This window comes from Natronococcus jeotgali DSM 18795, from assembly GCF_000337695.1.
Classification (GTDB): domain Archaea; phylum Halobacteriota; class Halobacteria; order Halobacteriales; family Natrialbaceae; genus Natronococcus; species Natronococcus jeotgali.
The window spans coordinates 1-20,096 of sequence record NZ_AOIA01000154.1 but is presented as its reverse complement, the minus strand read 5'-3'; the positions used below and the strand labels follow the sequence as shown (position 1 = coordinate 20,096).

Sequence of the window (20,096 nt, the reverse complement as noted above, 5' to 3'; positions counted from 1 at the left end):
TAGTGAGAACAAGTAGAAGCGGTACCAGAACTCCATTTCATTATTGTTCCAGCCCTACGGTTCATCCTTCTCAATCTCTGACTTATCGTCTTGTTCGAGTTTCTCTATGTTGTTCTTATCGTAACTAATGAGTGTATATTAAAATTTACATTCGGATAGAATTAGTTGTTTTGTACGTTGGATGGTCGTGGGACGATGGTGGCGAGCCTCTTTCCAAGGATTCGTTCGTGTTGGTTCTTGATGCTCTCCTCATTCCTGTGGGTAGGATGTAGATCGTGGCGCGGCGTTTGATGCTGACAGGCAACTGAAATTTGACTCGGATAAGAATGGCCGTGATATGAACTGTTTTTTGTGCGCTTGCAGCTGGAGTTGAGGATGTTGAACCACCGTTTGAATTAGATATTCTACTTGCTCCTGATTCGTTGCGCACGCATGTAGATTTCCCCTTCAGGTGTGGTTGCAGACGATTGACGCCCAATTTTCGGGCTATTTACCTCATATTGGTATGGTGGCGGTTCGATTCGGTCTCCGAGATTATCGCCGCGAGACACTGTGTCTCGTCTCCTTTCCCGGAGTTAATCATTGTAGTCATAACGATATTGTGCCATGGTTATTCCATCTGTATATAGGTAATAACATTCATCATACCGTACTCAGATCTATAATATATATGGTAGTTCGGTGAAGGTAAATAGGCTAATCGGCCGTATAAGTCGGTCTTAGTAGCTAATTCGCACTAATCGGGTTATTATCAAAACACTGGGATTTAAATAGGATCGGATTGCACTGCAAAACATGCGAATCGGAAAAGGAAGTGTTCAACTCTTCGCCGAAACAGAAGACGACCTCGAACTGATCAACCAACTCAAAGAAGAAATCAAGAACGGAAAGTACGAAAAAGAACATCAATCATACCCACCGACAGTACAAGATCGCGGGGATACCGGGATTATCATCAGCCAACCCATCAGCATCGAACTAGACTCCGACACAGAAATCACAGTCCCAAATAAGGGATACATCCAATCTGACTATCCCCTCACAGAGGACTAACCCACACAAATTCACCCTGCCTTCTGATTTGAAATATAATAACACTGGAACAAGACCCAGCATTTCATCTCTCCCATCAGGGTTTCTAAAAAACGAAGGGAAAGAACAGAAACCACCCTTGACCTCGACGGATTGAAGCCGCGTATCTCGGCAGAATAACTGTCCCTGACGACCCGCATAGAAACTCCGTACAACCCATCCACATACGATACCGGGCTTCAGAAACCAACCGCAAAAGAAACAACCGAATCAGTCGTCAATTATGACAACCCGTATTTCGTCTTCATTCGCGTATTCTGATCCCAACGAGACACAGCCACGGGAATTAGGCTTAACTCTTTCACTTCACAAGCACCAACCTCAATAATCATAGTCCAGCAACCTGGTACTGCTTGACTTCTCCGTACTCCTTGAACTCAAAGTTGTTGGCGATGAACGTCCCATCATCCAGTGACTCTTGCCCTGTAAGACCAGTCAGGTCAATGATTATACGGCGCGTGTATCGGTAGTTGCCAAAGCCGCTGTATTTGTGCAGGTCGGCGTATACTGGGTCCGTTACGGACACATCCTCCGTGACTGTATTCCACACAAGGTCCATGTAGACAACTGATATTATTCCTTAACCTCTACGAACTCGATTTCAGCTGCAAACTCGTTCGATGATCCAGCCGTACACGGGGGTTGTAGTGCCCGAAATACTTCTCTTTCAACTTCATCTACACAAGTATCATAGGCGCTAATCTCCTCGGCCAACTCTCCAGCAACCTTCTCGATCTTGTCCCCGAGAACATCCCTAATATCATCGTAGAACGGCTTGAGATCCTGTACTTCCGCTTCAACACGTTTTCGACGTGTTCGATTCAAATGTTTGTGACGGTACATATGGAACGTCTCTTCGACGCTCCAGTCCCATTTGTTGTGGAGTTCGTCATATTCCTCTTCTGTAATGTCCATTCCAAGTTCATTGTTAATGTCATTATGTGATGGGATGATCGGGTTGATCTCAATGTCCTCAAAGAGTGTTACGTCGTTCCCATCAACGAGCGCGAATTTTCGGCTGTTGCGGTTGTAGTAGATTGATTCCGTTTTGTATCCCGATCCGCTAACGTGTTCCCATCCGTTTTCATGTGCCCGGATTTTGTCAGCTGTGTGTTCGTTGTTCTGTGCTTCTTCGTCCATTTCGGCGTTACTGTTTCTGTTCATGATTAGTTTGTTTCTCCACCCTCATATCATCGGGTTATCTGTTCGTAGACACGGTGGCAATATAAAGGCTCACCATATTCGTCAACTATTCCTCGAAATATGTGTTCAAGTGATCAATCTAATTGGCACTAAACAGGTGAAGTGGAAGAATAGACGAAAACAGGTGTTCCCGAACATCAATGAACTATAACATCCCAGCACGCTCCATGAACCCGGCCTTAGTCTCAGAATCTTCCCCACCAAAATAGTGATCCGAGAAAGTAGAGTACTTCCAGGCTTTGGGTTTCTTCTGGCTTTTGTAGGTCGGATTTCATCTTACTGTGCCTTCTCTTTCAGATTGATGTTATCTTCTCTACTCGAAGAATTAATTTGTAGCTCCTATTAGTTCGTGGTAGATAACTCAATCTTTTATCACTTCCCCTTTCTCCCTCCTTTTGCTTAGATTGAGGACTGAACCGCGAGCCTATATTGGACTATAATTGACGTTCTCTCAGAACATACGGAAGCATACAGATAGAACATATCAATATGGGGTATCAATTCAAAGATATATGCACGTGTATATGATTATTTGACCGATAGATTTTACTAATCAAATACTTATCATATAACACATGCATTATCGAGGCACAAAAATAGACTGGCTATCCAGAGGGATACTGGCCAATGTCTATCATGAAAACGGAGAAACGAATACAAGAACACTAACCCGAATCATCGGAGAGAACAACAGAAAAATCAACTACCGTTATGGGAAGCTGGAAGATGTCGGTTTGATCGAGACAGAGCAGCCATCAATGGATGGTTCTGGGCAGATCCCACCCAAACAGGTTGAGTTGACCGAAGCCGGCGAGGATTTCATTAAATCAGCAAAAATTGACATAGACGAAGAACCCGTTGAAGATCGCATCGAGGAACTTAGAAACAGGGTTGACCGGTTAGAAGACAGTCTTCTACACGCCTACGATCGTATTGAAGACCTCGAAGGTGATGAAGAATGAGTATGTCGGACTACGAGGATAAATGCGACCATTGCGAGGACGAAGTTGTAATTCCTTCTGAACCCGACCACTGCCCACAATGCGGAAACAAGTAGCAGGAATGGGAGCCTGACTTCTCCGACGTTAATTTCTCTATCGTAATTCAGATGGAACACATCTGGAAAACTGGGAGTTGTATCAGCGTTGAATGGATAAAACCGGGCACGAGGAAATACCGGGTGGTGCACGCGGAAAGTACGCCAAGGTGGATGTAACGTATCTGATTCACGAGGACGGCTCTACTACGATGGAAAGTGATTCCAATGAAGATCGAAGGCTACTACTGGGGTAAATGCCTGAAGTGCCGTGAATTGATGTATTTGCCGGACAAAATCAAGGTTTGTCCGGACTATATGCCGACAGAGCATACGGATACTTTGCAGCCGTTCCCATGGGGTGATCGAGATGAGTAAAAGATCAGAACATATCGATATAGATCTGGAAATCACTCATGAGGACGTTAAACCGGCGATGCTGGATTAGATGGTCAAATCATTCGTATCCGAGGCTACATGCCCTGATTGTGGACATACTGCGTATTATATCGACAGACCAGGATATAATTGTAAAGGTCAGATATGTCAACACACATCAAAACAGCATGTTGTTGAGATTGCTTCTGGGATGTTTGGCGTATTTCTCGCTATGTGTACTTATTTTGACGAAGATATTGATAGCAGAGATTTTTCTTGTGTGCTGAATAGATTGGTGGTAGATTTTCTTAAGTGACGGATTCAATCCTTTTCAGGTAGAAATCAATCGTGGAAGTAAAATAGTAAACTTACCAGTTTACTTTTCAGTTTGCTAGTTTTATTTCATCTAATTTGGAACCGAATAATATATGTGCGAGCGTCCTGTTTATCCATTTGGATGCGGGATCGGTGTTGGCACTAACCCAACTCACGACCACATTGTGATTATCGCCCGCATCCCGTTCAGCAAGCACGACAGGGATGGCCTCTGACACACCCATACCCCTTGCAGCACCTTTCAGTAGAAAGAATTACTTCTCGCCTAGTGGGCCCGAGAATCTTTTCCCCAGCCTCCACTTTCGCTCGCTCTATCTTCCATGCAGCAGTGTCAAATTCGATCCCGTAGTTCTTCTCTGAGCGCTCTAAAATCTGTCGTATTGAATAGCGATTTTTGAACCAAAGTGAAGCGACACCGATCTTGAGACCATTAGCATCAACCACAGACAAGCGACTCAAATTCTGGCTGCCGTGGCCAGCACCGCCATTCAACAGAGCACTAAAATCGATTGGATAGAAGAAGAGGGGGTGTTGAAAAAACACGCTGTTGAAACTCTCATGACCGAGTGCCCAGCCGTATTTCCGTCCATGTCTAGTTCTTCCGTGGATACCATCAATAGGATAATAACGAAATATCTATTTCACCTTTAAGTTCATTCGGTTCTAATGATTGGATAATGAGTGAGAAAAATAAAAGCTCGAAATTAGTTGATAAGCTCGAAGAATTAATGTCAAAAAATACTGAGAGAGAAGATAGGCAACCACCGTCTCGTGATCATGTTCAGTGGATGGGTTCTCACTACTATATCTACGATCTCGAAATAGTTGGTCAGCTTGGTCATGTCGGCAGTATATATTTTTATCCGAATACTCTTGGCTGGGTAATTAGCGGACTGAAAGGATATATCGAAAAGTATGGGCATGATGTCGTTGATATACCATCGTCATATTCAGAATGGACAGATGATTTTGGTGGCGATGAGGGATACTACGGTGAAATAGTTCAGCATGAAGATCGGGTTTTTCAGTTTGTTACACCCGCAGATCGGGCTGTTTCCGCATTACGTGCGCTTACAGATGGCGATCAGTATAATAGCGAGAATTATGCTTTTTTCAGCTGTACTCCAGTCCCAATACTCATTGGAAAAGAGGGAGCTGTCGCGATTTCACCAAAAGAGATTGAACTAGATAGCGATGCGTCAGTAGACGTAATTTGGACCACGAACGGACAAATGCCAGAATGAAATAAAACAATACTTTCGAAGAAACAATTGACTTGGGTGAACCAATGGATACCAGTTGAAGAATTCACTCTCACGATTGAGATTATCACTCCCGTCGAATAGATTTGATTACTCAGATTCGTCTTTCTCGTCTATCTTAAGACTATCAATAGTTTGAACGATTGCTCTATAATAAAATAACCTTCTAAAGTATGTTTTATTCACATACCTTTCTATCTGATTTGCTGCCTTAATGGACGTATCATGGTGGCTCATGTAGACTTGGCGAAATTCATTTTTCCGTTCAGCATCGAATGACTCGTTAATTGACAACTCCCTGAACTGGTTCATCATCGGTACCATGTGATAATGATCATGTATTAACGTACATTCCTCCTTGATTTTCAGGTATAATATTGGGTCTACTGTTTTCATTGTAGAATAAGTTTCATTTTTCAAATTGAGGCCTATGAACAGATCCATATTACTTTCAAGCTTTGTGTTAACAGATAACAAATTATCCGTGATTTCTGCATGTAATGCAGCCACAAGCTTCCTACGTTGGTATAATTGCCTGAGACCCACAATAGCAATCGCACCTAATAAAGCTGAAACAGCCCCTGTTAGAGCTGCTAAAACAATCTGATTCATACCTTAGTGTTATTACTAGACTTTGTAAATCCTACTTCGGTTTGATCTGGATTCGTGACATCCAGCCTGTTCAAGTATTGCATTCGGTTTTCAAAACAATAATTAAGAAGACGTCTCATGATACCCATCCTCATATCGTTTGATTACGAAGGTCAAGAAGGAAGACACCTGATGGAGAAGTAGGATCAGATAATCCTGGTCAATGTTTTCATGTCTTTTTCTGTCGTTTCCTGCTCGTTGAACCCCTATTTGAATTCCAGATGCAATCTTCTCCCACTCAGCAACCATCTCATCGTTCGGTGTGAACAGGCCTTTTTCGCGAAGTTTAGAAATACACTGCCCAACACCAGGATCCTTATCTAACCAGCCTTCAAGATCAACACAGATCTTTTCACAAACTGCTTCAAGGCTATTATAAAGCTTCTCAGGAATTGCGTAAGTAAAAGTGCCTTCTTTGTAGAGTTCCCATGCTTCGTTGTCCCCCTCTAAAGGATCCTGCCACTCATCTCCAAGTGATAGGATACGCAACTCTTGGTCAGATTCAATTATAGTCTCATCTGACAATTGCTGGAACAGTATTTTATCGTAATCGGAATAACGCTGCCAATCGTCAGTCACCATCTCCTCCGAAGGAGACGGTTTCATTTGGATCAAAACCCCTTCTTCTACCAATGCCATCTCGATTTTCCTACACAGAGGAATTAACTCTTTTTCATCATAGAGGTAGGTAGTCCCCCGAGGTACAGTCTCTTCCGACCTCCACAACATGTTCAGTAGCAGTTCTAGATAATCTAGTATAACATCTTGATCAGCATTCTGAATAATGAATTTGTACTGTCCCTCGGACATACTATGTCCCTCTCCGAACTGAGTGGGATCTTCACCTGTCCGCTCAATCAGTAAGTTGTACGTTTTCGCTATCTCCTCATCAGGAACTACCCGAAGTGTATGTGCAATTCTTTTTCGTGCAGTCGATGTGAGTTCCTCATGCACTCGCGGCTCAGGTTCACTGTGACGTTTACTCCAGGAATCAAGATCAAACATCTTGTAGGATGTGTTGTTTATGGTGTTTACTGTAAATAACGTTTATGACACAAGAACACCCCTATTGCAGCTCACTAAACCCTACTGCTTCAAGTACTACTTCTTACACACTCCTTTGGTTCCGTCGTAACCGCAAAAAGAAATGTCCAAGAGTCTAATTATAGGGCGGGTGCAATGCAGTGCATCCAAGTCCTTCGCATTGGGACGCAACCTACGTCCCCTTTTTAAACGACTCAAACACACCTTCGGTTCCGTCGTTACTAATGTAGACACACCCCACTGTTTCAAGTGTTAAAGATACACCGGCAGGAAGCGCTATAAAAACATATAGAATCACTGAAGTCCCCTGAATCAACAGATACAACGGGGTACACGGTGAGCACCCACCAAACCATCTTCCTGCACCCACCAGATCATCGTGACCCCACTGTTTCAAGTGTCTACCACCGGGCACTACTCGTTTGATCACATCGTTCTCTGCGAAAATAAGATCACGCCAATACAGGCGTGATAGGACGGGATCGTCGCGCACATAGTTTTAGCAATTAATTCCGTCCATGTGCTATAATATGATTTATAACTACTTAAACCCTCCTGTCTAAACGCCTATCGGCTGAATTCTCAACTATTAACGCGTGTGCGTGCTATCCTACGGTACTACACTCCACATCATTTCAATCTGACTCGGCAAGTGAAGAGGCAGAGCCGATGAACAGGAGAGTGGTGAAAAAACGTTTGCTAAACCGGGGGTAAACCGGGGGTAAAACGGGGGGGCGGTTTAGCAAAAAGCACAATACAGCGTAAGGTTATAGTGTGTCAAACCGGGTAAAACGGGGTATTTCGGAAAAGGGGTGTCCCACCCCCCTTTCCCGAGCCACGCGCGTTATAGTAGTCAATCAAAAACTGAAACGCTGAAAACTGGTAGTATATGATCTATCGTTTGTTTCTTTGCTAAAGCGGGATGGGTGGTTTAGGGATGGTTCATACCCGATTCATGCCGCTTTATTATACAGTTCAGAAAAAGTACTTATCCTTCGGTAATGAGGTCGTCAAATTTAGCGCTGCCAATGAGATCACTATTTTCCATGGCTATGTGACCTTTGTCAGTTAGTTTGTAGATTCCTTGGTTCGTCCGTTCAAGGTATCCTTCTTTACATAGGTGCTGCATTTCGTTCCTGATATGGCCAATGCTGTAATCTTTGCTGGTAGTTGTATGTACTATTCGTGGTGATGCTAATGTATTTTCGTCGAATGTGTTGAGTATTGTTGTATGTGCTCCTCTTGTTAGCTTCATATTTGCTTATAAACACTGTAAAAGTAAAAGCCTGTTGGGTTTGGAGGTTTTGCATGTTATACTTGGTTAGTGTGTATGAATATCCAATAGGTTTTTACTAACCCCCCGTTTACGAAATTATAAGCGGCGATGAAAATCGTCGTGCACATAGTAGAATAATCGGATGAATGTACGAAAGCAACGCACGTTCCCCCTCCATACCGCCACAGAACACGATGTGGACGAGGGACGTACTGTTTGGACGCATAGCGCGCTGCCACCAGCTGTAGGTGATCAGCGATGAATGATGAAGTCGAATTCCTCGGTGAAGTTGATAGTGGTGTGTACCACTGGGATATAGGCCAAGATGTGCACTTCACGTTGGAGCCCAAAAACGGGAAAGTCGTGCTATCTCTTGTCAAAGGAGTTGGTGATACTGAAGATCTGTTGATGTCTAAGGTGAAACCCACGGACTGGCATAAAAACGAGAACTTGATCGGTAAAATTGGAAATCAAGTCAGTGAGATGCACGGATACGGTTCTACGTGGGTGAAGAAACAGCTCCGTCTCGTGAAAAACGACTTGCTGATGGCAGATCAGCATGAAAAGGAACAAATTCTGAAGGGTGACGGGATTATCATTCAGAAACAAACTCTCGGAGCGGAATTCCGTATAAAAGGTGACGAAACAGTATTTACTGTTGAACTATCTTCACAAATACCTGAGAAGAATGAGAACGGTGAATATGTGTTACCTGATGGTGGGGGTGTTAAAGAAATCGAATTTACTGTTGATCAATGGAACGGCGACAACCCTGGCCCGTTGGAATCTAAATACTTGGCTAAATACCCGAAGAAAGGTTCAGTTACGATCACAGAGGATGCGTGGGGAGAGTTGATTGATGAATGGAATGAAATATTAGAGGAAGGTCATGTTGAGTCAGTGACTGTTGATGAGATGATTGCTGAAGATGTTGTGGACCGTCTTGTCGAGGTCGTTGAGCCATATGTTGACCGGAAAAAAGCGGCTAACGAAGTTAACAATGTTCTGTACGAATATGAGAACGAGAAGTATGAACAGGACATTGTGTGGGTGCAGAGTAAGGCGGTCCAGAACGCTCTGAAGGACGTTTCCGATAAAAGTGAGTCCTACATGTCATCCCTGTCGATGAATTTGCGTGAAATGGGCGCCACCGTCGATTCCGTTCAGCAGAAATCCATGGGAGGGAGTCGCGGAAAGCGAGTATACCCGTTCGACGCTACAATCCTGAATTTGAACCGTCTTGACGTTATTCAAGACGATGAAGACAATGAAGATGGGGTGAGGGTTGATGAGTAAAGTTGTACACTCTCCGACGTTCCAATCATGGGATAAGGACGGTGCTGCTGTGGTGCGAATTGCAGGTGTGCCTGGGGCCGGTAAAACATATACGGTTTTTCAGGAATATATGCATCAGAAGAAGAAATCGGGGTACAATGCTTCTGATTTTATTGTGGTATCATTTACCAAAGCCCATACTGATGACTGTACAGATAAATTTGTTGATGTATGGGAGGAAGAATGCGATGATACCGATAAAATTCACGAAAGGATCGAAAAACTATGGGAAAAATTGTCTTTAGAAGACAATGTTTCAACGTTTCATGCACGTGTATGGCGGATATTATCGGCAAACGGGCTTGTGGATTCGGCTAAACGGCAGATCATTGACCCGGAAAACGATGCTGACCTATTTCGTGGGTATTGGAAGGAGCGTGGGTATTCGTTTGTTGATACAGATACAAACCCGTTAGAGCTTGTACAGAAGGGAACTGAGCCTGATGGGAAGGCGAATAAAATAGTTGCTGTTGATGAGTGGTTGGCGCAAAAGTACCTGCCGGTGGATAAGGTGCATAGATCACCTGTTGATGTTCCTATTCCGCGTTCTGATTTGATCGATGAAATACGTGCGTGGCGTGAATGGAAACAGGATCAGAAGTATTATCAGCATCATGACTATGTAAAATTCGCAGTTGAGTATAAAGTAGTACCTCCCGCGAAAATCATCGTTATTGATGAATACCAGGACTATTCTCCACTGGAGCATAAACTGATGACGATCTGGCGGGATAGCGGGGTTGTTGATGAAGTTGTGATCGTTGGAGATGGTAATCAGTCAATCTTCGGATTTAAGGGTGCCTCACGGAAATATTTCGAAGGGACACCGGTTGATGACGAGCACGTGAAAAGTGTGTCATGGCGTTGTCCTGCATCTATAAGTAATGTTGCATGTGCGATAATGGATGGCCCCGTTATGTCGTCCCATCCTGATGAGACAAGTGTTGGTGATGTAGGCACAGTTCCTGTGAAAGGTCGCCGTGATCTGGGTGATGCAGTTCGTCGTACGATTGACCAGCATGATTCTGTGTTCCTGCTCGCACGTACCAACTATCAGGTTGGTAAAATTGCAACAGCCCTTCAGCGAGAGGGTATTCCGTTCACGACGTTAGGTGATAAACTCTCTCGCGGGGAGTGGTTCATGCGTGACGATGAATCAGGTCCTTGGTCTGACGAGATTATTGACGTAATCAGGGCGCTTCGTAAGGCATCTGATACCGGTAATGTTCCAGGTGATTTAGCGGACACACTTGTATCGTTCACGTCAAATGGACAGGAACGCCGAAAAATGGCTGATGCTGTAGAATTCGATGGACTTGGTTCTGATGGGTATGCAGTAGAACTAATGTCTGCATTCCCACAATGCGGATCTGTCTCTGATATTGTATCCAAATTGCAAGTTCCGGATCTTCAGAAAGAGATGATTCGTGGCGCAATGACTTCTGATGTCGAGTTAGAGCCAGAGAACGTCAAGGTAGATACAATCCACTGTAGCAAAGGTGATGAAGCAGATGCAGTATTGCTTTTTGACGGTTATACCACAACACTTCAGAAACGGTTCATTGCAGACAATGAAATGCAGGAAGAAGAACGTAGACTGTATTATGTTGGTGTGACACGGGCGAGAAAAGAATTACAGATTGTATCTGGTTTTGTTGGTGCAGAAATATGTCCGTTTTTTAGAAGCGGAATTCCACGATACTATGAGTCAGATGAACAGGCTTTCGAAAATACAGAGGTGAAGAACAATGAGTAATGAAAACGAATATCCGGAGTCAACAATCTCCGATGATGAAATTGAACAACACTATGAACGAATAGAACCGGTAATCGATGCGCTCGCAGAAGATAGTCACGGTAACATCACTCTTGGTATTAATGACTTCTATGGATGGTATATTTCCGAAAAATCAGAAAACAGTGATGAGTATCCGTTCCAGGCACGTCCATCGACGCTAGCTGTCGATTATGGCGATATAGTGGATCGGATGGATCGTGTACTGTACGCAGTTACGTCGTACAAGCCGTGTATGACCCTTTCACACTGGGAACGGTACTATTTCGATGACGGGCGTGTGTGGGAAGAGTCGTCTCCGTTACCAGAATATGCTGACATTGCATCGTATGCTGTATGGGGTGACATCGATCTCGCTGACGAATTGAAGCCACGCCGCGGGAATCTCAATGAAGAAACCCGTGAAACCGTTGAATGTACATTGGCTGAATACGGAAAGGAATACGCCAAACTGTATGGATCAAAGGATGCTGTGATGGCACTAGATAGTGTTGGTGGATCCTATTATTTCGGATCTCCAAGTGCTACGCTGCCGATTGCAGAGTTGTTCAGCGATGATTCTGAGGCCCGTGAAATGGTGTTTGACGAGCTGACTCGGAGACAGGTTGATTGGCTAAATAACGCGCAAGAACGGGTCGAGAGTCGTGTTGATGGTGCGGCTGATGTGATTTGTCCTGATTGGTGTAATAACCGTAATAGACAATATAAAACGCCGTTGTCCATCCATAAGAAGCATGATGCGGTTGTTTCACCGATAGATCCGTTCGATCCGGATTACAGACTGGTGGAGTTTAGGGATGTTGGGCAGGAATTAATTGCAGATGGAAAACAGTGGGCAGAGGAACTTACTGCAGATGATCACAGTGACTGTGTTGCCCATCTCATCCGGAACCTTTGGCCGGAGATGTACGATGAGAACTGTGATTGGCGGTTGACATTGGTTACTTGGGTTGAACAAAAGAAAGAGGAGAAACAGAAGAAAAACAATAGTCCAACAAAGGATCTGGAGTTTGATGGTGATCTGAGCGACCTGCCATTAACAACCGATCTGCAAGACGTTTATAACTCGATCTCGGCGCTTGATGCCGAACGTGTTGCAGAGAAAACGATTGTTGATAGATGGACTGATCAGATCCCCGGTAAAAGAGATAATTCCGGCTCGAATAAACGCGCTTTCCGGCCAACATATCGTTATAGCGAGTCTGGTACTAGTTGCTATGTTGATACGAAGAAAAACATATTTTTGGACACTGCTGACACAAATACACACGGCACTGTCGTCGATATGGCGTTAATCGCTTCGGAAAATTGGAATGTTGGCGATATTTCTGAAGGGAAAGATTGGATCCGTGGCGTGGATGTACTCCGTGATCTTGGTTTCGAGATCCCTGTTTGGGTACCTGAAGCAGGAACTGCGAAAAAGAGTGGTGGTGTGTACGAGAAAACGCCATACTGGGCGTTGAAGAAGGCTGCAGTTGCGTTAGGTGTAGTTGCTGAAGGTGGCTTCACGGAGCGAGAGAACGGTGATGGAGATACGTATGAAGGGTTTAGTGACCTGTCCGCGTACAATCGGACGTTAGCGGCGTTGGATAACCGTAGTGTGGAACATGGCCGGGATATGTCTCGTGTGTCGCATGCTGATGTGATTGCCGCTGAAGTGTTCACGGCTACTGATCATGATGAAAAAAAGAAAGCTGAACTAGCTAAGTTGTCCTCAGAACTGCGGCTTTAATTCCTTTTCTGCTTTTTATTAGGCAAATGTCAGACCCGTCTACGGTGCGTTTAACCGGTAATTATAAAGTAGTCTGCGGCGTAGGTGTGAGTGTTCTGTGGCGGTATGGTGGGCGTGCGTTGCCCCCATTTAACCGCTTCAAAGTGATCGGATAGTTTAGTCTATATGATTCTATGTATGTAATTAGCTATTCAGGATAATACATTCAACTTAATATATAAATAGGGGAACTGTAGATTTAGTAGAACAAGTAGAGATAGCGAGAGAGTGGGACCAATTTTTAGTAGCAAATCATCAAAACAAGAGAAATACACGGTCACGATAAAAGGTATGAATTTCGAGGAGCATGATCTTGGTAATAGACCTCACCATCTTCAGCTTATGTAGTTTGTTCAAAGACAATTTTCACTTCAGACACTATCTAATATCTATCATATGCCGGATGCCTGTGAGGATATAATAACAAAATTAAAACAAAGTAGCTACCGTCACTCATATATCATATTATTCGAAACTACCTATATATGGCATCATATAGATTCAGGGAACTAAAGACAGAGTTCCAGCGCTTGGAACATGAGACACAAGAACAACTATTTGCTCTTATACTGTAGGCCGAAAGTTTTGATACGCCAGCGAAATAGTCGCCGATATGGTCAAGGAAGGGAACAAGATTCCCGACCTCACGAAACGTCGAGTCCGCGAGCAACTCGCGGACGAGACAGATCCGAAAGCGATCAAACGTCTCACCGCTGCTCGCGAGTATCTCGAAGGACTCTCTCCGGCCGATATTGAAGACAAATACGGATGGGACCGTCAGACTGTCTACAACTGGTTGAATCGCTTCGAAGAGCGCGGCTTCGACGCCGCGCTCTACGATAAATCTCGTCCTGGACGTCCTTCCGAGCTCAGCGACAAACAGTTCGAGGAGTTCACTGCTGTACTCCATAACCCTCCTGAAGAAGTTGGATACGACGTCCCAGCGTGGAGTACAGCTCTCGCCCAGCACTACCTCATTGAGGCGTTCAACATCGCCTTCTCCCGCCGTCACACTCGCCGACTCATGCACAAGGCCGGGGTCTCGCCGAAGAGACCCCGGCCGGAGCCGGCCTCTGCCGATGAAGACGAACGTGAGGAATTCGAAGAGACGGTCGAAAAAAAGTAGGCCGTCGTGACGAGGACACCACGGTCGTCACGATCGACCAGACGCGGAAAGCGGTTGGAGCAGATCTCTACGCGGCATGGTATCCGGTTGGCGAGAGGCCGACCGTGGGCGTGTCGGCCTCTCGCGAGGGAGTGAATCTGCTGGGAGCAGTCACTGAGTCCGGGGAGACGTCGGTGCTGGAGTGTGGCGGATCGTTCACCGGTGAGGTGACGATCCGCTTTCTGGAGCATCTCCAAGCGGAGTTCGGCGAAAAGCTGGTCGTACTGTTGGACCAGGCGACGTACTTCACCGCTGGGGCGGTGAAGGACTTCGCCGCCGATGAACCGATCGAGCTGGTCTATTTCCCGACTGGGTCGCCAGATCTGAACCCAACCGAAGAATACTGGCGACGACTCAAACTCGCCTTAGCAAACCGCTACTTCGGCAGTTGTGCCGAAATCCGATCAGCAGTCTGGACAGCACTCGAATCAATTAGTCCACCAGGTGTCTATCAATACCTCTGTCTTTGAGTATAGTTGTTTTCAGAGCGATCATGTGGAGGCGGGTTTTCCAGTTCGAATTCAGGATGTAGAAGAAAAACTGAAAACGTCGCTTGAAGAGATATACGGTCACAACACGTGGAGTACAATCAAAAGAAGGGGTGACGTAGATACTGTTTTGACTGCTTTTGAGCAAGGAGATGCGCTAAACTATATGCTATCATGGTATTTGGAAGATCAGTATTCTCGTTACTCTTGTCAACCAGAGACAGGAGGTAGTGATTCAGAATTTGACGTTACTTTACTTGACCAAGACATACCGCTTTGTGGTATTGAACTTAAACGTGCTGGTTCATCTAATCGAATCTCGAACTATTTAGAGGAACATCGAACTAAATGTGAGGGTCCAAGAGAGGCACGGAAGTACCTTCTTGTGAATTTATTCCCTATTTCTAAGAAAATGGATTCAGTACGAACGACAGATTTAGTGTTTGGATATGGTTTACTTTCTCCAGAAACCCACAAATTCTATGAACAAGAATGTTCCCATGTAGCGAATATTGCAGCCCCTCTATTCCGAGAAGAGGATTCAGTTACCCCACTTCAAGAAATCTATAGAGTCATGAACACTAAACTTAGTATTTCACCATGATTTATTACTATCTATTATGTCTTGCTGGATTGCATAACCTTTTGTAACCTAGGGACAGTATTAGTCCATAATGGTGCTGGACAAGCTACTAGGAGGGGATGATGCTAGCAAGCCTGAAAAGCTACTCTACCTCATTAGTAGTAACAGCACTGATGATGGGGTTCTAAAGGGCCGAAAAAAGCTTACCAAGCTCGTATTCTTTGCTGAATATTGGCAACCAGAGGATGAAATGTTGAACCCAAACGAGCAATTCAGCGGATTCAACTTCATCATATACAAATACGGTCCATTTAGTAAGGAACTTTTCAAAGCGTTCGATGAGTTGAAAGATAAAGATCTTGTCACAGAAAAGCGTCGCCCAAATGGACACAGTATGATCCACACCACTGAAAAGGGGCGAGAAAGTGTGACCAGTATTGAGAAGAAACTTAGTTGTGAGGAACGAGATCAGGTACAAATAGTACGTGACCGGTTAAGCGAAAAACCCGGACACGAATTAGAGGATTTGAGCCTCAACTATCTGAACATCGACAAATCTGAAAAAGAGGAATATATGGGAATGCCAGTAAGTGTTGTGATTTCTGAAGAGAGTTGATTTCTCTCGCAAGAATCTAAATACTAATTTTACTATCTCATTCACATCTCTGTGTACTAGTTGTGTTTCCGATGGTAAGTGCTGCACGCTCCAATTTTTTTAAGTGAGTGATGGGTAGGCGGATGTATGGATTCGAACAAATCCGAAAATTGTAGCGGATGTGAAGACAAACCCGCGGACTACCGGACTAAAACGGATGGTAGACCTATAGATCTCTGCAGAGAATGTATGATTGCAGCTCTCCGGGGAGAGAGTGGATAATGCGTTTTAACAATATTCCCGGTACAAGAATTGTCGGGAGAAAGGTCGGAAAGAAACTGACAAACGCTGGGGTTTGTGAGGTAGAATTGGAGCGTGGTAATGAGATTATCCATGCATTCCGTTCAAAGTATGTGATCTTAGTTAAATCATCTTTTGAAAATGAGGAGTCGTATGCACTTGTAGACAGCAAACGTGTCGAATATGTAATAGATGATCTACGATGGCGGGGGTTTAGTTAAACCAGTCCCGTCGCTGTTCAGCGCGTTCTTCTTCCGTCATTTGGTTATAGTGTAGATCCATCACTCGTTTACTGACATTGGCTCTGTCACCCACAACTTCAGGTGGTACTTCGTCTCGCAGCCACCGCGTTATTGCACCGCGGCGTACGGCGTGCGGTGCGACACTTTCTGGGCATTTATACGGTTGCTGGTTGTCTGCTGCTTCACATGTATCTGGATTGCGTTCTGCGGGACACTCTTCACCGATAACACATGGTCGAGTCCACCGGTAGACAAATGCCCTTAGGTTTGTCGTATGTCGTCGTCCTTGTCTGGATGTGAGAAGTGGATTTCTGTTGTTGTCGTCAGTCGTGTCGTGACGATTGTTATTGATGTAGTCGTCCAGAACACGGCACGTTTCGGTGTTGAGTGATACGTACCGTTCACCGTCTTCCTTGTTTTTCAGCGGCGTGCCTGGACGATGAACGAAATGAATTAGTTGTTTTTCTGGTTCGTAGTCGCCTATGTCGAGCGAGTGTACTGCGCCTACACGGGCACACGTCGTCCACATCAGAGCGATTGTGGCGTGTTGTGCGGATGCGTAGTGGTAGCGACTGAGGTATTCGAGAATTGGTTCTGCTCGGTCTGCTGAGAGGGTTTCATTCCGCTGGTTTTCTCCATCGTCCAGATCGGGTGATCGGACCGTAACGTGGAGGTCGGTCCGTACTGCATCGATGGTTTCGCACCATCGGATGAACACGCGGAGTGTATCCATCTGGGTTTTGACAGTGACTTTGTTCAGGTCACCGTCCTGTCGTCGCCAGGCTCTGTACTGCTGGATGTCTCGTCCGGTCAGATTGTTCAAGTTCTCGATTCCAGAGACTTGATCGCACCATCGCAGAAAGTGTCCGAGTCGGCTTTTGTGTGCGTATTGTGTTGATTCGGCAGCTCCGTCTACTTCTAAGTCGTCTAGGTATAATTCGTATGCTTCGCTCGGTGTCGTTGGGATTAGGTCGTTAGTGTTGGGGGTTCGGCTCATGACTGATGATTTGATGTTATCTCTGAATCGGCAGTCACGGGTCGCAGTAGAGCGACGCTCTGATGAGGTGCCAAACTGGAGCGATGCGCTGAGCCCGGCGCTTCGTTATGTTTCTGCCCGCTGGCTTCGGACCAATCTGTCGCGGGTGAGCGCGAGCGTAGCGAGCGCGAATCAGGGAAGGGAGTGTGAAAACGACTGCCGGAACGGCTCGAAGAGCCGCATGCCCGCAGGTTATTTTCACACTCTCTGACCGTGGTTCAAATCCTGCAGCGCCCATGATTTTGCGACGAGCGGACGTGAGGAGCAAATCATGTCCGCGAAGGATTTGAATCAGGGAGCAGCTTCGCTGCGACCGTGGTTCACGATCCTGCAGCGCCCATAATTCTGCGATGAATGGACGTGTGGAGCAAATCACGTCAGTGACGGATCTGAAGGAGAGAACGCCTCGCTTCGCTCGGCGTTCGCACGGTTCAAATCCTGCAGTCCACATGTAGTTTTCATCTAAACGTAGAAATACAACAGACGGCGTCGACCTTTGTATCGGCCGTATCGGTCGTCTACTCGATCTCGTTAGCGACCGCGCGAAGTAGCGTCTGCGTACGAACGAGCGACGTTCAGACCCGGAATCGAACCTCGATCTCGTCCGGCCCCGTGACTGCGATACCGGCGTCCGTCTCGGCGACCGTATACCGGCCGTCCGCGGTTCGCTCTCGGATCGCGTCGAGCGCCTCCGTTTCGGGAAGGATCACTTCGAACCAGGAGAGCCCTCTGCCGCCGGCTGGCTCGGATCGGCGATTCCACGTGTTCGCACCGATGTGGTGGTGGTATCCGCCGGCAGAGACGAAGAGCGCGTTCGGCGCTTCCGTTTGTATCTCGAACCCGGCAGTATCGACGTAGAAGTCCCTGAACGTCTCCAACGAGGACACCTCGAGGTGAACGTGCCCCACGTCTGTCTTCGCGGGGAGCCTCGAGGCGCCTGCGGCAGCAGCTTCCAGCGGCTCGAGATCGAGGGGAGACGTCCCCATCCGAACGCGCCCGTCGTCGTCCCGAGGCCAGTCCGAGCGCGGGTAATCTCGGTAGATCTCGACGCCGTTGCCGTCCGGGTCGGCGAGGTACAGCGCCTCGCTGACGTCGTGGTCGGACGCGCCGTCGAGTCGCCAGTGTTCTCGTATCCGAGCTAACGCATCACCCAACGCGGCGCGCGAGGGGACTCTGAACGCGTTGTGAAAGAGCCCCGCATCCGAACCGCGCCGTTCGGGTGTAGTTTCGCCCCCTTCCAAGACGAGCAGCGGCGTGTCTCCGACGCCGAGAACGGAACCGGCGTCGGAGCGACGGAGCACGCTGAGCCCGACGACGTCCCGGTAGAACTCGACCAGCTCTTCGAGGTCGTTGGTGCGGAGCGCGGTCCGTCCGATACGCGTTTCCTGCGGGAGTAGGTTCGTATTCATTGAGTCAGTCGGATGAACGTGAGCGTCGGTTATCCCTCTGTGGTCCGCGACCGGGACGAATCCGGAGAACGACCCTCTCGGTCGGACAGCGCACGTTCGATCGAGAGCGCTCCGGGGCCGCTCAGAACGAGCGATACTGCGATCACGGTCAACGTGAGCGTCAACTCGATCCCGTTGTTCCCGGCCGGATACCCGTTGGGAAGGTGGACGAGCACCGTCGCGACGAACATGTTGATAGCGATCAACGCGCCTGCGGTCCGAACGAACAAGCCGGCCAGTAACAGGATTCCGCCGACGAGCTCGAGGAAACCGACACCCCACGCCGCAATCGAGGGGAGCGGAACGCCGAGGCTCGCCAGGAAACCCGCGAATCCCGAGACGCCCATCGGCTTCGGTCCGATTGCGAAGAGTTTGCCGACGCCGCCGACGAGCATCGGGATCCCGAGGGCGAGTCGAACGAGGGTCGGACCCCACGGGCCAGCCGTCGCGAACGGTTGGCGTGACGCGGCCCGGGCCATCACTCCTCCCGCTCCGGCTTGTTCCCGATCGTCCGGTCAATCTGGCCCGCGAGACTCTCGTTCGAGAGCAAGTGACGCGTTTCGGCATCGATTCGCCCGGAGTCGCCGACGTCCGTGCCGATGGCGGTAGCGCCCTCGTCGACGAGGCGGTCCGCGGCGTACGGGCCCGTATTCCCGGTGGCACCGGGCTCGAGCGCCGTCGCGTTTTGTGGTTTCATCACGTTACCTAGTTTGGAGACAAACCCATTAATAGCTCAGGCAACGATCGTGTGACCAGGTTATGGCGACCCAACCAACGGAGGCCGATGCGGAGGAACGGTCCGACGTCGAGCGGCGGAACGCGGACGTCTGTAACGTCGTCGGGGCGGTCGAAGCGGTGGGAACGAAGTGGAAACTCGTCGTGCTCAACGACTTGCGAGACGGGGAAAAGCGGTTCAACGAACTCAAACGGTCGACGGGAGCGAGCTCCTACACGCTGTCTCGCGTCCTCGATGATCTGGAGGGAACGGGATTCGTCGACAACCGCAAGGAGTTGGAGTCGCCGGTCGCCAGTTACTACACGTTGACCGAGAAGGGGGGAG

The 20,096-nt window shown here is 47.1% G+C and carries 18 protein-coding genes; 10 read left to right on the top strand and 8 right to left on the bottom strand.

All coding sequences use genetic code 11. From position 1 onward, the window contains the following. Positions 1-795: 795 nt before the first annotated feature. Positions 796-1,053: a hypothetical protein gene (locus C492_RS18460; RefSeq protein ID WP_008426399.1), complete on the top strand. Its 258-nt coding sequence runs from the start codon at positions 796-798 to the stop codon at positions 1,051-1,053. A gap of 367 nt (positions 1,054-1,420) precedes the next feature. Here C492_RS18460 and C492_RS18455 read toward each other — a convergent pair whose 3' ends face one another. Both C492_RS18455 and C492_RS18450 read right to left on the bottom strand, forming a co-directional pair. Then, positions 1,421-1,618 (bottom strand): hypothetical protein, encoded by a 198-nt coding sequence (locus C492_RS18455; RefSeq protein WP_152424955.1) that lies wholly within the window; start codon positions 1,616-1,618, stop codon positions 1,421-1,423. A gap of 47 nt (positions 1,619-1,665) precedes the next feature. After that, a complete protein-coding gene (locus C492_RS18450) occupies positions 1,666-2,232 on the bottom strand; it encodes a hypothetical protein (RefSeq protein WP_008426394.1) in 567 nt (188 codons plus the stop codon). A 638-nt stretch (positions 2,233-2,870) separates the two neighbouring features. Between C492_RS18450 and C492_RS23940 the strand changes: the two genes are divergently transcribed. Both C492_RS23940 and C492_RS23935 read left to right on the top strand, forming a co-directional pair. Then, positions 2,871-3,257, top strand: a complete 387-nt coding sequence (locus C492_RS23940; RefSeq protein ID WP_152424954.1) for a hypothetical protein — start codon at positions 2,871-2,873, stop codon at positions 3,255-3,257. A gap of 1,465 nt (positions 3,258-4,722) precedes the next feature. Beyond that, positions 4,723-5,289: a hypothetical protein gene (locus tag C492_RS23935; RefSeq protein ID WP_152424953.1), complete on the top strand. Its 567-nt coding sequence runs from the start codon at positions 4,723-4,725 to the stop codon at positions 5,287-5,289. A 108-nt stretch (positions 5,290-5,397) separates the two neighbouring features. On the opposite strand, the gene C492_RS23930 is transcribed toward C492_RS23935, so the two are convergent. After that, complete coding sequence (locus C492_RS23930; protein WP_152424952.1) at positions 5,398-5,919, bottom strand: hypothetical protein; 522 nt, start codon at positions 5,917-5,919, stop codon at positions 5,398-5,400. A gap of 102 nt (positions 5,920-6,021) precedes the next feature. Continuing rightward, the gene (locus tag C492_RS18425) at positions 6,022-6,963 is read right to left on the bottom strand and encodes a hypothetical protein (protein WP_152424951.1); all 942 of its coding nucleotides are present in this window, start codon (positions 6,961-6,963) and stop codon (positions 6,022-6,024) included. 1,573 nt (positions 6,964-8,536) lie between these two features. Between C492_RS18425 and C492_RS18420 the strand changes: the two genes are divergently transcribed. From C492_RS18420 to C492_RS23195, 6 genes are all read left to right on the top strand, one after another. Further along, positions 8,537-9,574 carry a hypothetical protein gene (locus C492_RS18420; RefSeq protein ID WP_008426385.1) on the top strand — a complete coding sequence of 346 codons (1,038 nt, stop codon included), beginning with the start codon at positions 8,537-8,539 and terminating at the stop codon, positions 9,572-9,574. Next, a complete protein-coding gene (locus C492_RS23205) occupies positions 9,567-11,369 on the top strand; it encodes a UvrD-helicase domain-containing protein (RefSeq protein ID WP_083898876.1) in 1,803 nt (600 codons plus the stop codon). The genes C492_RS18420 and C492_RS23205 overlap by 8 nt, the downstream gene beginning before the upstream one ends. Beyond that, entirely contained in the window at positions 11,362-13,140 is a 1,779-nt protein-coding gene (locus C492_RS23925; RefSeq protein WP_152424950.1) for a hypothetical protein, read from the top strand. Before C492_RS23205 ends, C492_RS23925 begins: the two co-directional genes overlap by 8 nt. Positions 13,141-13,792: 652 nt before the next feature. Further along, positions 13,793-14,814 (top strand): IS630 family transposase gene (locus C492_RS23200; protein ID WP_086009427.1). Its coding sequence is split into 2 segments (ribosomal slippage): positions 13,793-14,284 and positions 14,287-14,814, totalling 1,020 coding nucleotides; the frame shifts between segments, so codons are not numbered across the junction. 25 nt (positions 14,815-14,839) lie between these two features. Next, positions 14,840-15,436 (top strand): hypothetical protein, encoded by a 597-nt coding sequence (locus tag C492_RS23920; protein WP_152424949.1) that lies wholly within the window; start codon positions 14,840-14,842, stop codon positions 15,434-15,436. 70 nt (positions 15,437-15,506) lie between these two features. Continuing rightward, positions 15,507-16,031: a type II toxin-antitoxin system antitoxin SocA domain-containing protein gene (locus C492_RS23195; protein WP_008426378.1), complete on the top strand. Its 525-nt coding sequence runs from the start codon at positions 15,507-15,509 to the stop codon at positions 16,029-16,031. A gap of 492 nt (positions 16,032-16,523) precedes the next feature. Here the strand turns inward: C492_RS23195 and C492_RS23190 are convergent, their stop codons facing one another. The 4 genes from C492_RS23190 to C492_RS18385 form a co-directional block, all read right to left on the bottom strand. Then, positions 16,524-17,549, bottom strand: a complete 1,026-nt coding sequence (locus C492_RS23190; protein WP_008426376.1) for a tyrosine-type recombinase/integrase — start codon at positions 17,547-17,549, stop codon at positions 16,524-16,526. A 614-nt stretch (positions 17,550-18,163) separates the two neighbouring features. Then, positions 18,164-18,997: a VOC family protein gene (locus C492_RS18395; RefSeq protein WP_008426374.1), complete on the bottom strand. Its 834-nt coding sequence runs from the start codon at positions 18,995-18,997 to the stop codon at positions 18,164-18,166. A gap of 29 nt (positions 18,998-19,026) precedes the next feature. Then, entirely contained in the window at positions 19,027-19,515 is a 489-nt protein-coding gene (locus C492_RS18390) for a DoxX family protein (protein WP_008426372.1), read from the bottom strand. Next, positions 19,515-19,733, bottom strand: a complete 219-nt coding sequence (locus C492_RS18385; RefSeq protein WP_008426371.1) for a hypothetical protein — start codon at positions 19,731-19,733, stop codon at positions 19,515-19,517. The genes C492_RS18390 and C492_RS18385 overlap by 1 nt, the downstream gene beginning before the upstream one ends. Positions 19,734-19,795: 62 nt before the next feature. On the opposite strand from C492_RS18385, the gene C492_RS18380 reads away from it, so the two are divergent. Beyond that, the coding region (locus tag C492_RS18380; RefSeq protein WP_008426368.1) for a winged helix-turn-helix transcriptional regulator at positions 19,796-20,096 on the top strand (301 nt) is incomplete at its 3' end.